Raw genomic sequence first — 12,894 nt, 5'->3', positions numbered from 1 at the left:
AGGATTCTTCAATTGGGAGAAAGAAGGGCTTTTCCATTTCTTTATTCTTTATCCGTTAATTCTCGGTATAATGATTCAATCAGACTCAAATCTGGTTCTAACCTCATCCAACGGGTTCTTTCCTGCTGCACAGGCATCCACCTGTAGAACCAAGAAACTCCCCATTTTTGATAATACTGATTTTCTTGGAGGTAAACAGTGTCTTGTAGAGCGGTTTCCAGACTAATGAAGTTGTAGTTTTCCTCTTTTAACTTCCGGACGATTTCACCAAGGTATTTGGAGTTCAAAGCATTATCATGACAAAGAAAGATTTGGTTCACTTTTCTTCCATATTTTTCTATAGAAAGGGAATCAAAAAAATGGAAATAATCTATGGTTTTGGAAACATATAACTCACCGATTTCCTTTGCCTTTTCTGGTTCAGAATGTGAAAGATAATACTCATAGATATAATTGAACATCCAATCAGAACTTTCCACTGTGAAAGGAGTGCTGATGTACTTTTTTTCCTTGAGAAAGCTGTGAATCAAAATTTGTTGGACGGAATCTTTCCCTAAATCATTGAATGGGAACCGAAAATATTGAAGTGGTTTATTGTATTTGCCTGAGAGCTCCCGGCTGATGAATTCACCTTTTTTAACATCTGCCTTGAATGGTCCAAACCCCACATCTGAATACCTGGCATGGCTAAACGTGTGGTTACCAAGAGTAACAAAATCCTTTTTTGCCCAATCAACCAAGAGTTTAAAATTTCTGGCAATTGAATCAGTTTTATAGAGCAATCCTTCATTGATAAAAATTGCAACCGGAATATTTAATGAATCCAGTTTATCTAGTAAATGAGATTGAAAATCATCCGTTTTAAATTGCCGGGTGTTTGGTACATCATCTATCGTTATTGCCACATTCGTTTGACTATATGCAGAAAGCGCTTCAAAGAAAAGGCAGGTCAGTAAGCAGAGAAGCCATTTGGTTGTCGTTTTTCTTTTCATTTTTTTTTCGAGAAACATTAGAGCTCCAAGAGACTTATGATTTCAAAATGACCTTTCTAATTGGCTGATTTCAGATAAGATTCCGGGGTCATTATGGATAAAGTGCTTGATTTATAATCTTTAATATTTCTGGTAATGATGACTTTGATTTCTTTTTCATTTTTGGCTGAGAAATTCTGAAGCGCATCCTCAAAATCTTTGAATTCAGAGTTAAGTGCCTCAATGACAGTATTTTTGTTTGTTGTGGTGACATCGATGATGTTCATCAGCATTTTTAGATTTTCAATCACCTTTTCATGGTTTGCTGTTTTCCGCAGTAAATAATAGACATTGCTCAACATGATAGAAGTAACAAAACCTTTGACTTCTCCTTTTTCACATAAACTCAAAAGTCTTGATGCTTCTTCTGAAAATGGTTTTCTGTCAAAAAAGAAATCGAGGATAACATCTGTATCTATTAAAACAGTTTCCATTATAAATATTTTTCAGATAGGCGGTCTGTTAATTCTTTCTTATAATCGAAATTTTCCGGCATTTTAAATGAGCCTTTCAAAGATTTGACAATCGGAGTCAATTCATTTTCAGGTAAAGGTTCTTCATTAGTCAAGGCTTTCAGGTAGTTTTCAATCAAATCCGAGAGACTCCTTTCCCTCTTTCGGGCGTATTTTTTGGCGTTTTCAATGACTGATTTCTCAATCGTTAGCGTCAGTTTCGAATTCATAGCTTTGAATTTAAATACCAATTTAGAAATAAAATTTACACGTGTCAATACCTATATTTTTACACGTGTATTTTATTTAAAATGTTTCTTTAAACAAGGCTTCAAATAACCAATTAACCATTAACCAATTAACCAACTAACCCTTAACTCACTCACTCATACCTCCTCAATAGATTCTCAGTCATATTCTTCGACAATTCCACCAAGTCGATGTCCAATTCATTTTTATTGACCTCGAGAACTTGATTTTTCATCTGCTCGGGAAGTCGGTCGAAACCATAATATGCTCCCAATATTGCTCCGGCGATAGCTGCTGTGGTGTCGTTGTCCCTGCCATAGTTGACAAGGAAAATGAGTGTTTTCTCAAAATCAAAATCCGCAAAAATCATGGCTGTCAGAACCTGAAGGTGGATTTCTCCGGCATGGAAAGGCATGTCTTGCAGGTGTTGGTCGAGTTTTTCGAAGGCAGGCTGAAGGTACTCGGGAGTCCATTTTTGGACGTTTGCGATCCTTTCCTCTTCGGTGGTGACCTTGGCTTCGTTGATGGCTTTGGCCTCCTGCACGATCTGCAGGGCGGTCTGCAGGATTCTGTAGGAACTTCTTCCTACCAACCTTGCCCCATAATATTGCTCCGGATCGACTGACCTCAGCACGTCGAGGACTCCGGCTTGGTTGGCATCTTTTTTCATGGCTGCGGAGGTCATCGCTGCGGAAAGTGCCGTGATGTCTTTCGCATAGCCGATATCAAACAAGGCTAATTTGAAGGCCTCAGCATAGGCTTTTTCGGGGTTTTCAGGAAAAAACGCCCCGATCGCAGGCGCATAAAGCAATCCTGCGCAGACCATTTCCCCACCATAGAAAGTACTGAGTCCGATCTGATAGCCGTTCAGGTCATTTTTGACATAGGGGCGAGCGGGTTTTGCCCATTCCTGCAACCAACCCACTTTAAGGGAATTTGCTTCAAAGGGTTCGGCGGTTTCGCTTTCGATGGTTTTGTATTCAGCAAGATACCCGTCAAATTGTGCCAGGATATGGGAGGCGAACTGCTTTGGATCGAGTGACTTTGGGTTTTCGCCTGCAAGATATTCGAAGGCGAGTTTCTTCCATCTCGTATCGTCAGTGGTACCGCCGGCGGGTAGGTTGGCTTTCCAAATTCCCTCAGGTGATACTTCCCTGACCATGGAGTCCAAGTCCTGTACAAAACCATATTCTGCGCTGATCATTTCCCGTGACCACATTTCTGTTGGTGCGCCCATGGCATCTCCGATTGCCGAACCCACAAGCATTCCCAATACTTTGTCTTGGAGTTCTTCGTCTGAAAGTGTCAGTGGCTTGATCTCCTCTTCCGGGATGTCGGTGTTGGTTTCAGGGCTTTTGCAGGAAATAATAAACCCAAATATGGCGAGCAGCAGGCCTGAAAATATTCTTTTTTTCATGGTTTAAGGATCAATTTTGCAGCTTCATCAGCCAAAGCGGATTTTTCCTCCAAGGTCAGTTCCAGTGGGAGTTGTGCCAATCCGATAAGCCTTCGGAGGATTTCTGTTCCGGTATATTGGTGGAGCAGTTTTTCATCTATAGGTGATTTAGAAGTATAACGGCCAAGGATGTTTTGGATGGTTTCAGGGTTTGTTTTGGCCATTTTGAGATGGGCGATCAAGACGGCAAGGTCAAATTCCGCATCTCCCATAAATGCAAATTCCGGATCGATTACCTTCAGTCCCGAGTCTACCCTGATCCAACTTCCGGGATAAAAATCCCCGTGAAGCAGGTGTTTTCCTTTCTGCAGGTACCTTTTACCCAATGTTTTGACAGTATTTTTCAAGGCAAGGTCAGTTTTGAATTTCATGGACATGGCCTGCAATCCGGGCTGTATGCTGTCGAGGTCAAAACCATTGAACTCCATAAATGGGTAGAAAAAAATATGCTCATGGTTGAGCTTTTTCATGTCCATGTTGTCCGGAAAATTTCGAATTTCTAGTTTATGGAGGGAAAGAAGATATTCCGGGAGGGTGGCTATTTCATCCGGAGAAAGATTGATTTTCTCACTGTAAATGCCCATAAAGTCCGCCCCGATTCCTAGGTCATCCATGGCAACGAGGTGGTTTTTTTTGTCCCGAAGGATGATTTTTGGGGAAAATCCGGAAAGAAATTCATGTGAATTGATGATCCGATAGTAATCGTCTTCGATAAAAATCCTGCCCAAGGGAGCGGGAATTGTTGGGTATTTGTTGACAAAAGGCCGGGATTGTTTGAGGATGAGGCTGCGGTCTTCAGTTTTAAGCCTGACGACCACATTCATATTTCCTTCACCGGCTTTGCTGTATTCGAGGATTTGTTCATCGGGGAAGAGGAGGCCTGACTTTCTAAGGTATTTTTCTTGAAGGGGATTTAAGGGAATCTGTAAAATCATGAAAATGTATTTGAGACGAATTTAGAATATTACATTGATGGCAAGTACCATTTTGGATTTTTTTACATTTTTGGTTTCTGAATTAAAGAAACAACCGTTACACCGGTCATCGGACATCCAACTTAACAACCAAACTTAAAATTCAATCCCTTAAATTATGAATCAAAAATACAGACTTACCATTTTATCCCTCGCTTTTTTACTGTTCATTGGTCAGGCTTGGGCGCAGGAGCAAGTTGACCTCGAGATGATGCACCGCATCAAAACTGAAGGCATCAACAAATCCCAAATTCAGGACATTTCCTTCCACCTGACAGATTACCTAGGACCAAGGCTTTCCGGATCCACCAACTTACGAAATGCAAGGGCTTGGACTTCAGAGAAATTCCAAGAGTGGGGACTTTCCAATGTCAAAATCGATTCCTACGGGGAATTTGGCAGGGGATGGAATGTGAAGAAATCCTACATCGCGATGAAGTTGCCTTATTATGCCCAAGTGATTGGCTATCCAAAGGCCTGGACAGATGGGACCAAAGGATTGGTGGAATCCGAGGTGACCTTGCTGGAAATTAATTCAGATGCCGATTTTGACAAATACAAAGGCAAGCTCAAAGGTAAAGTCGTCATGGCACCTGCAACACTGACGCTCAATCCTGCTTTCGAAGCAGAAGCCAAAAGATGGACTGACCAAGAATTGGAAGACAGAAAGACCATCAATATCGGTGGTAACAATGCCCGCTATACACCTGAAGTGTTGGCCCAGATGCGTGCGCAGCGTGACTTGGACCAAAAGCTCACAGCATTCCTTTTGGAAGAGGAGGTTGGGTTGAGGCTTACCGGGACAAGGGGAAGCTTCGGTACAGTATTCCATACAAGAGCAGGATCATACAGCACAGATAAGAAACCTACCGTTCCAGAAATGGAAATTGCAGCAGAGCATTATGGCAGGATTTACAGGTTGTTGAAAAACGGAAAATCGGTCAGCATCGAAGCCGAAATCGAAGTGGAATGGTTGGACGATGATTACAAAGGCTACAATGTATTGGCTGAAATCCCAGGAACTGACAAGAACCTCAAAGCCGAAATCGTGATGCTTGGTGCGCATATTGACAGTTGGCATGCCGGAACAGGCGCCAATGACAATGCTGCAGGAGTGGCGGTGATGATGGAGGCGATCAGGATTTTGAAAGCGCTGAATGTACAACCGAAGCGGACTATCAGGATTGCGATTTGGGGTGAGGAGGAGCAGGGATTATTTGGTTCTAGGGGATATGTCCAAAAGTATGTAGCCGACAGAACATCCAAAGAGAAAAAGTCCGAATGGGATAAAATCTCCGCTTACTACAATTTAGATAACGGTTCAGGGAAAATCCGTGGCATCTACGTGGAGGGAAATGACATGGTGGTTCCGATTTTCGAGAAGTGGTTCGAGCCTTTCCATGAATTGGGTGCCAATACGATCACTAGGAGAAATACAGGTTCAACAGACCACGTTGCTTTTGAGGCGGTAGGTGTTCCGGGATTTCAGTTTATTCAAGACCCGATTGATTACGGCAAGGGATACCATACCAATATGGATTTGTATGAAAGGATGCAGTTTGCGGACATGACGCAGGCGGCTGTCATCATTGCTGCCATGGTCTATAACACCGCTCAGCGGGACGAAAAACTACCAAGAAAACCTTGGAATTGATATTTTATTTACCACAGAGGGCACTGAGGACACAGAGAAAAAATATGAGAATTCTTCTCTGTGGACTCTGGGCTCTCGGTGGTTAATCTTTACCGCAATGGACGCAATGGTTTCGCGAAGGGCACAATGGAGGGCTTTATCATTAACTTGAATGTCTTTTGCGGTTAATTTTTTTTTTATGAACTAGAAAATTACTACAATTCCATTCTTAACTGAAAACGATATATGAACAAACGACTTCCAGTCCTTATTACCATTTTCGGGACACTTCTTTTTCTCATAGGACTTCTTTTCACTACATTAAAGTGGCCAGATATTTTTTACGGAATATACACTGGACCCTTATTTATTATAGTTGGACTGGTTCTTTTTATAATCAAAAGGCAAAATGTTAAATCCCACAACTCATAAAATTTTAATTTTGACAGGTTACTTAATTTGGTGTGCTTCATTTTTTGGGGAGGCGCTTGGTGGACAACCTTATTCAACAATTGGAATTGTTATTTCTCCAGTCCTTACCGTGATTGGTGTATTCTATTGGTTCAAATATTATCATACCAAAAGGGGACATTACCCAAAATTCGAAATTTTAGGGAACAACATTGTTCATGCTGGTGGATCTTTAACTTTGCGATTTGACTTTTTACTAAAACATATCTTAAAGTTTTGGACTTTTTGCATTTTGTTTTGGATGGGACTTGTACTAATTGTGTTATTAACTTTTGGACGTTCTGAAGCATTTGAAGCAACAAAGCAATATTGCCAAAGCAACCAGGAAATTCTTTCACAGACTGGTCCTATTAAATATTTTGGCCTTTTGCTAGGTGTTAATATGTCAACAGACGAACAAGGCGATAAAGCAGAATTTTCATTTACAATCGTTGGGACAAAAGGAAATTTTATTGCCGATTCAAAACTGATTAAGAAAAGCGGTGTTTGGACTGTTGAAAATCTAGAATTTAGATGAAAAGTATTCTGGCGCTATCTGGCATTTTTTTCTCGGCGTCTCTGCGTGAGATTTAACCTTCCCATATACCCCCTCCCAAAAAATTCCGTGTCAAGGTAAATTTTTGATTAATTTTAAACTTTGTTATATCCTTCTTACTTCAATAATTGGATATAAAACCAAAATCGTATAAACCCAAATTCTTATGTATTCAGTACCTCGAACGATTTTTACAGAAGAGCATGACATGTTCCGTCAGTCGCTCCGAGATTTTATTGCCAAAGAAATTACACCCAACAATGCCCAATGGGAAAAGGACAAGCAAGTAAGCCGCGAGTCCTGGAAGAAATTGGGTGAAAACGGTTTTCTCTGTCTCCAAGCTCCCGAGCAATATGGTGGCTTGGAACTTCAGGATTTTAGGTTTAATGCTGTTTTCATCGAAGAATTGGGACTTTCGGGTTGCTCAGGTCCTGCGATCGGCTATCCGCTCCACAGCGATATCGTCTTTCCTTACATCCACCATTACGGTACCGAAGTTGCAAAATCCAAATACATCCCGGGTATGATCAGCGGAGATTTGATTTCCGCCGTTGCGATGACAGAGCCGGGTGCCGGTTCTGACCTGCAGTCGATCCGGGCCACGGCGGAGGATAGGGGCGACCATTACCTGATCAACGGTTCCAAGACTTTCATCACCAATGGTTTTCTCTGTGATGTGGTGGTCGTGGCCGCCAAAACAGATCCGAGCAAAGGAGCAAAGGGAATCAGTCTTTTCATCGTGGATAGGGACATGGCCGGATTTTCCAAAGGTGTTCCTTTTGACAAAGTGGGTTTGCATGCTCAGGATACCTGCGAACTGTTTTTTGAGGATGTGAAAGTTCCAAAAGAAAACCTCCTCGGTAATGTTGGCGAAGGATTCAAATACCTCATGACGGAGTTGGCGCAGGAGCGTTTGATTGTGGGTTTGGCGGCGATTGCTTTAGCCGAGTCCATTTTTAAAATCACGGTGGACTATGTCAAAAACAGACCTGCTTTTGGCAAAATGGTTTCTGATTTTCAGAATACAAGGTTCAAACTTGCCGAAATGGGAGCAAAGCTTGAGCAGGGAAGGATCTATGCTGATCAGTTGGTGATGCTGCACAACCAAAAGAAAGTCGATGGTGCGATGGCTTCCTCAGCCAAATTTCTCTTGACCGAACTGCAATGTACTGTCTCAGATGAATGTGTGCAGTTACACGGGGGATATGGATATATGTGGGATTATTCGGTGGCAAGGGCTTTTGCTGACGCAAGGGTGCAGCGGATTTATGCCGGAACCAATGAGATTATGAAGGAGTTGATTGCAAGGAAAATTTTGCAATGAAAACAAAAAAGTTTTGAGTTGGAGGCAATTTCAGTCAAAGGAAATTGGCTTTATTTTTTTCCAAAAATTAATATTTTATATTTAGTACTGTATATTTCCCCAAACTCAATCTCCAACCCAAAATAGATACCCTACTATGCATAACTTCCCATGGTATAAGTTTTACCCCAAGAATGTCAAAACAGACATCGATGTTCAGGCATACAGTTCTGTTGTCAACCTTTTTGAAGAAAGTGTCAAAAAATACGGTTCTTCCGTGGCCTACGAATGTATGGGCAAGACCATCACTTTCAATGAAGTGGACAAGCTGTCCAAAGACTTCGCGTCGTATCTGCAAAATCACCTGAAGCTGAAAAAAGGAGACAGGGTCGCGATTCAGATGCCTAATTGTCTCCAATATCCCGTGGCGATGTTTGGGATTTTGAGAGCAGGAATGGTGGTGGTCAATACCAATCCTTTGTACACGCCAACTGAAATGAAACATCAGTTCAGTGACTCCGGCGCTTCAGCTATCGTGATTTTGGCAAATTTTGCTTGTAGCCTAGAAAAGATTTATGATGAACTCGAAGCCAAACATGTCATTGTTACCGAACTCGGAGATATGCTTGGGGGACTCAAAGGAACCATCGTAAACCTTGTGGTCAAATATGTCAAAAAAATGGTACCTGTCTACAACCTTCCAAAAGCCATAAGCTGGAAAAAGGTGATGTCTCTGGGTGCGGGAAGCAGCTACAAAAGGGAAGAGATGACCTTGCAAGATGCTGCTTATCTGCAATATACCGGAGGAACCACAGGCGTGTCCAAAGGTGCTGAACTGACCCATGGAAATATCTGTGCCAACATGCAGCAGATCTCAGAGTGGATGAAACCAAAGTTGAAAGAAAGGGAGGAAATCGTAATTACTGCACTTCCCCTTTACCATATTTTTGCGCTGACGGTCAACTGCCTCGCGATGATGAAGATCGGTGCCCACAATGTCCTCATCACCAATCCAAGGGATATGCCGGGATTCATGAAGGAACTCGGCAAAGTAAAATTCACTGTAATCACCGGCGTCAATACCTTGTTTAATGGGATGATGAATGCGGAGGGTTTTGCAAATCTTGACTTCTCGACACTCAAAGTGGCAGTCGGTGGCGGCATGGCGGTGCAGGAGGCGACAGCCAAAAAGTGGGAAAAAATCACCGGAGTACCATTGGCCGAGGGGTATGGATTGACAGAAACTTCACCTGTAGCTACCTGTAATCCGATAGATGGAACAGAAAGAATCGGTACCATCGGAATTCCTTTGCCCAATACTGATGTCAAGATTATAGACGATGGAGGGAAAGATGTAGGAATCGGCAACCGAGGAGAAATCTGCATCAAAGGTCCGCAAGTCATGAAAGGCTATTGGAACAGGCCTGAAGAAACAGCCAAAGTCATGGACGGAGAGTGGTTCAAAACCGGCGATATCGGCATTTTGGATGAAGATGGTTATGTAAAGATCGTAGACAGGAAGAAAGAAATGATCCTTGTATCAGGATTCAATGTCTATCCAAACGAAGTAGAAAATGCCATCGCCCTACACCCAAAAGTGATTGAAGTAGGAGTCATCGGTATGCCTGATCCCAAGTCCAATGAAAAAGTGGTAGCTTATGTGGTGGCAAAAGACAAATCGGTCACTGCGGACGAAATCATTGCCCTTTCCAAAGAAAGTCTGACCAATTACAAAGTTCCGAGGGAAGTGTACTTCGCCGATGAACTTCCAAAATCCAATGTGGGTAAAATCCTCCGTAGGAAAATTAAGGAAATGCATGAAAAAACAATTTCGGCCTAATTTGTAAATCCGAAGAACAAAAAGGATGCGGTGCTTTGAGGAGTTCGCATCCTTTTTTATTTTAATCCAATAAACCCAAATTTTACCCAAATGCTATTCGACTATATCATTATCGGCGCAGGTTCAGCAGGATGTGTTTTGGCCAACAGGCTTTCTGAAGACCCAAAAAACACGGTTCTGCTCATTGAAGCAGGGAATAAGGACACCAAACAAGAAATCCATATTCCCGGAGGTTACACCAAACTGCACAGGTCCGAAGTGGATTGGGCATTTTGGACAGAACCACAAGAACATGTGGATGGAAAGAGACTTTTTGTGCCTAGGGGCAAAGTTCTTGGAGGAAGCAGCAGTACCAATGCCATGGCGTATGTCAGGGGAAACAGACTTGATTTTGATGAATGGGAAGCCTTGGGAAATAAAGGATGGGCTTATCAGGATGTTTTGCCCTACTTCAAAAAATCGGAACATAACGAAGATTTTACCGGGGAATATTATGGGAAAAATGGTCCCTTACATATTGCTTATTCAAGACAGCCGCATGACCTTGGGCATAGTTTTATCGAAGCTTGTGAAAAAGCAGGCATTCCCCATAATGAAGAATACAATGGTGCTGAGCAGATAGGAGCCTCTATGCTTCAGTTCAACATCAAAAACAACCAAAGGCAAAGCACAGCAACCGCCTTCCTCAAACCTGTTTTGCATAGAAAAAACCTGATGGTTAAAACAGGTTGTACTGTCACCAAAATCCTGATCCAAAACCTAAAAGCGACAGGTGTAGAGGTCATCAATGCAAAAGGAGAGAAAGAACAAATCGGAGCAGCCAAAGAGGTTGTCCTAAGTGCCGGTGCCATAAAGTCACCACAGATTTTGATGCTGTCGGGAATCGGGGAAAAGGATTACCTCTCCAAATTTGGCATTGCTTCCACGCTGCATCTTCCCGGTGTAGGTCAAAATCTGATTGACCATGTTTGGTCGGGCGTGAGTTCATTTTCTAAAGTTCCTACCGACAACCACACCTTGAAACCCATCCAGATGGGAAAGGCACTTTTTAAATACCTGCTTTTCAAAAAAGGGCCATTGGGCAACGGTCCTTTGACAGCCAATGCTTTTCTAACCTCAAAAGAGGATTTGGACAGACCTGACCTGCAATTCCATCTCGCGGTATCTGCAGTGGCCGAAGATTACAGTACGGACATTTATGATTATAAGACATTCCCTTACAAGAGCGGCTTTAGTATCATGGTGATCCTTATCCGACCCGAAAGCCGTGGATTTATTGGTTTGAAATCTGCCGACCCTATGGAAGCACCTTTGATTCAGCCTAATTTTCTTTCGGATAAAAGGGATTTGGATGTTTTGCTCAAAGGTATGTTGAAAGCCAAGGCGGTAATGGAACATTCACCCTTGAAGGATTTCAGTGAGTCAGGGGTTTATTTGCCAAACAAATTTGATGAAAAGAGCCTGATCTTACATATCAAAAAAAGTATGGAAACGCTCTATCATCCCGTCGGCACCTGCAAAATGGGTCAAGATGATATGGCGGTCGTGGATGAAAACCTGAAGGTAAGGGGGATTTCCGGACTCAGAATAGCAGATGCATCCATCATGCCCACCATCATCTCAGGCAATACCAACGCCGCCTGCATCATGATCGGGGAGAAGGCCTCGGATATGATTTTGGACAAAGGCTAAGTAGTAATTTATTTCAAGCGTTGGAAAAAATAGTCGAACCTGCCATAATGTACTTCGTAATTTTTTCCGTTTGGTGCTTTTCCGGTAAATCCAAAAGTACCGGCGATTGATTTTGATTTAGGAATCACTTTGACAGTAATTTGACCTGTTTCAGCAAAAATTTCTGTATCTCCGGCATTAGACCTTACGATGAGTTTGCCTTTATTTTTGGTGTTATTTAAACTGAACTTTTTGCCAAACCCCTGCTCCATTTCATCCCAATCAGCCTCTGTCAAACTTTCCAAAGAAAAATTGACTGAATTCCCATAGAAATTGTAATTTCTTTGGCTCAAGTTAAATTCCAGTATTAAGGTTGTATCAGCCTGGTTCAAAATGAAAGCTGAACTTGGGCTTTCGAGAGATGAATACTTCGGATAATCCACAAAAGGAACATTATTAATCATTGCCCCGGACTGGTTTTTTGCGGATTCTGAGTAAACAGGTAACCTTGGATCAATAGGATCAGGGACAAACCCATCACAGGAAGAAAGAAAAATAGCCAATGCAAAGAATAACCCCGTATTAAAACCTGATTTTTTCATGGTGGATGTTTAATTGGATGCCAAGCATAATTGTGGTGGTGTATAGGTCGGAGATCCTACCTTGAATCCCCTCTATCGGGTCAATGTCATAATAGTCAAGAACTGGGGTGAGTCCAAAAGAAGCTCTGGTATAGAATGAAAGTCTTTTGGAATTGAATAGGTCAAACCCTAAGAACAGTGCTTTTTCGTTTTTTCTAAAAGTAACATCCTCGCCTACATTTGAATCCATAAGCCTGTTGAATTCAACACCGCTATGAATTGAGAAATCTTCTATGATGGCATATTTGACCATCGGTGCAAAACTTCCGTACTCCAGATTGACGCGATATCTGCTTCCGTCAAGTCTTGGGGTATAGCCTTTTTGGACCAATATTAAATCAGTTCTCAGACTTAAGTTTGGGATTCCTCTGATCGGAACCACTTCGATATTGGCACCAAGATGAAGGCTCATTTGTCCCTGGGTTTTCTCAAGAAGGCCATCATGCCTGACATTGGAATAATTGGTGCCAAACATCATCCCGACCTGGGCAAAACCTTCAGGAATCTGCATGAAAAAAACGAAAAAAGTAACCACTATAAACTTGTATCTCATCAAGGAAAACAATTTATGGTTTGACAAAAAGGACAGCCGAAAAGCTGTCCTTTTTACTTGACGGAATGTCACAAGATTTTGTCCT

Annotated in this window: 12 protein-coding genes; 5 read left to right on the top strand and 7 right to left on the bottom strand. The window is 42.1% G+C overall.

Annotated elements, in window-relative coordinates:
* Positions 1-41 precede the first annotated feature (41 nt).
* From MMU05_RS14030 to MMU05_RS14010, 5 genes are all read right to left on the bottom strand, one after another.
* Positions 42-992, bottom strand: coding sequence for a polysaccharide deacetylase family protein (locus tag MMU05_RS14030; RefSeq protein ID WP_241142308.1), 951 nt, complete (start codon positions 990-992; stop codon positions 42-44).
* 56 nt (positions 993-1,048) lie between these two features.
* Entirely contained in the window at positions 1,049-1,465 is a 417-nt protein-coding gene (locus MMU05_RS14025; RefSeq protein WP_241142307.1) for a type II toxin-antitoxin system VapC family toxin, read from the bottom strand.
* The gene (locus tag MMU05_RS14020) at positions 1,465-1,713 is read right to left on the bottom strand and encodes a DUF6364 family protein (RefSeq protein WP_241142306.1); all 249 of its coding nucleotides are present in this window, start codon (positions 1,711-1,713) and stop codon (positions 1,465-1,467) included. Before MMU05_RS14020 ends, MMU05_RS14025 begins: the two co-directional genes overlap by 1 nt.
* Before the next feature lie 152 nt (positions 1,714-1,865).
* Complete coding sequence (locus MMU05_RS14015; protein WP_241142305.1) at positions 1,866-3,149, bottom strand: ADP-ribosylglycohydrolase family protein; 1,284 nt, start codon at positions 3,147-3,149, stop codon at positions 1,866-1,868.
* A complete protein-coding gene (locus MMU05_RS14010; RefSeq protein ID WP_241142304.1) occupies positions 3,146-4,123 on the bottom strand; it encodes a phosphotransferase in 978 nt (325 codons plus the stop codon). The genes MMU05_RS14015 and MMU05_RS14010 overlap by 4 nt, the downstream gene beginning before the upstream one ends.
* A 157-nt stretch (positions 4,124-4,280) precedes the next feature.
* Between MMU05_RS14010 and MMU05_RS14005 the strand changes: the two genes are divergently transcribed.
* From MMU05_RS14005 to MMU05_RS13985, 5 genes are all read left to right on the top strand, one after another.
* Positions 4,281-5,816 carry a M20/M25/M40 family metallo-hydrolase gene (locus MMU05_RS14005; protein WP_241142303.1) on the top strand — a complete coding sequence of 512 codons (1,536 nt, stop codon included), beginning with the start codon at positions 4,281-4,283 and terminating at the stop codon, positions 5,814-5,816.
* 388 nt (positions 5,817-6,204) lie between these two features.
* Positions 6,205-6,783, top strand: a complete 579-nt coding sequence (locus tag MMU05_RS14000) for a hypothetical protein (RefSeq protein ID WP_241142302.1) — start codon at positions 6,205-6,207, stop codon at positions 6,781-6,783.
* A gap of 184 nt (positions 6,784-6,967) precedes the next feature.
* Complete coding sequence (locus MMU05_RS13995) at positions 6,968-8,125, top strand: acyl-CoA dehydrogenase family protein (protein ID WP_241142301.1); 1,158 nt, start codon at positions 6,968-6,970, stop codon at positions 8,123-8,125.
* Positions 8,126-8,261: 136 nt separating this feature from the next.
* Complete coding sequence (locus tag MMU05_RS13990; protein WP_241142300.1) at positions 8,262-9,944, top strand: AMP-binding protein; 1,683 nt, start codon at positions 8,262-8,264, stop codon at positions 9,942-9,944.
* 90 nt (positions 9,945-10,034) lie between these two features.
* Complete coding sequence (locus tag MMU05_RS13985; protein ID WP_241142299.1) at positions 10,035-11,636, top strand: GMC family oxidoreductase; 1,602 nt, start codon at positions 10,035-10,037, stop codon at positions 11,634-11,636.
* 8 nt (positions 11,637-11,644) lie between these two features.
* Here the strand turns inward: MMU05_RS13985 and MMU05_RS13980 are convergent, their stop codons facing one another.
* Both MMU05_RS13980 and MMU05_RS13975 read right to left on the bottom strand, forming a co-directional pair.
* Positions 11,645-12,217, bottom strand: coding sequence for a Riean_0653 family protein (locus MMU05_RS13980; protein ID WP_241142298.1), 573 nt, complete (start codon positions 12,215-12,217; stop codon positions 11,645-11,647).
* Positions 12,198-12,809: a hypothetical protein gene (locus tag MMU05_RS13975; protein WP_241142297.1), complete on the bottom strand. Its 612-nt coding sequence runs from the start codon at positions 12,807-12,809 to the stop codon at positions 12,198-12,200. Before MMU05_RS13975 ends, MMU05_RS13980 begins: the two co-directional genes overlap by 20 nt.
* Between the last annotated feature and the right edge of the window lie 85 nt (positions 12,810-12,894).

This window comes from Cognataquiflexum rubidum, from assembly GCF_022538115.1.
Lineage (GTDB): Bacteria > Bacteroidota > Bacteroidia > Cytophagales > Cyclobacteriaceae > Cognataquiflexum > Cognataquiflexum rubidum.
This window is presented reverse-complemented; position numbering and strand designations above follow the sequence as displayed.

What these genes read in the sequence shown, in the direction of transcription:
- MMU05_RS14030 (WP_241142308.1), bottom strand. Translation starts at nt 992, where the DNA reads ATGAAAAGAAAAACGACAACCAAATGGCTTCTCTGCTTACTGACCTGC.
- MMU05_RS14025 (WP_241142307.1), bottom strand. Translation starts at nt 1,465, where the DNA reads ATGGAAACTGTTTTAATAGATACAGATGTTATCCTCGATTTCTTTTTT.
- MMU05_RS14020 (WP_241142306.1), bottom strand. Translation starts at nt 1,713, where the DNA reads ATGAATTCGAAACTGACGCTAACGATTGAGAAATCAGTCATTGAAAAC.
- MMU05_RS14015 (WP_241142305.1), bottom strand. Translation starts at nt 3,149, where the DNA reads ATGAAAAAAAGAATATTTTCAGGCCTGCTGCTCGCCATATTTGGGTTT.
- MMU05_RS14010 (WP_241142304.1), bottom strand. Translation starts at nt 4,123, where the DNA reads ATGATTTTACAGATTCCCTTAAATCCCCTTCAAGAAAAATACCTTAGA.
- MMU05_RS14005 (WP_241142303.1), top strand. Translation starts at nt 4,281, where the DNA reads ATGAATCAAAAATACAGACTTACCATTTTATCCCTCGCTTTTTTACTG.
- MMU05_RS14000 (WP_241142302.1), top strand. Translation starts at nt 6,205, where the DNA reads ATGTTAAATCCCACAACTCATAAAATTTTAATTTTGACAGGTTACTTA.
- MMU05_RS13995 (WP_241142301.1), top strand. Translation starts at nt 6,968, where the DNA reads ATGTATTCAGTACCTCGAACGATTTTTACAGAAGAGCATGACATGTTC.
- MMU05_RS13990 (WP_241142300.1), top strand. Translation starts at nt 8,262, where the DNA reads ATGCATAACTTCCCATGGTATAAGTTTTACCCCAAGAATGTCAAAACA.
- MMU05_RS13985 (WP_241142299.1), top strand. Translation starts at nt 10,035, where the DNA reads ATGCTATTCGACTATATCATTATCGGCGCAGGTTCAGCAGGATGTGTT.
- MMU05_RS13980 (WP_241142298.1), bottom strand. Translation starts at nt 12,217, where the DNA reads ATGAAAAAATCAGGTTTTAATACGGGGTTATTCTTTGCATTGGCTATT.
- MMU05_RS13975 (WP_241142297.1), bottom strand. Translation starts at nt 12,809, where the DNA reads ATGAGATACAAGTTTATAGTGGTTACTTTTTTCGTTTTTTTCATGCAG.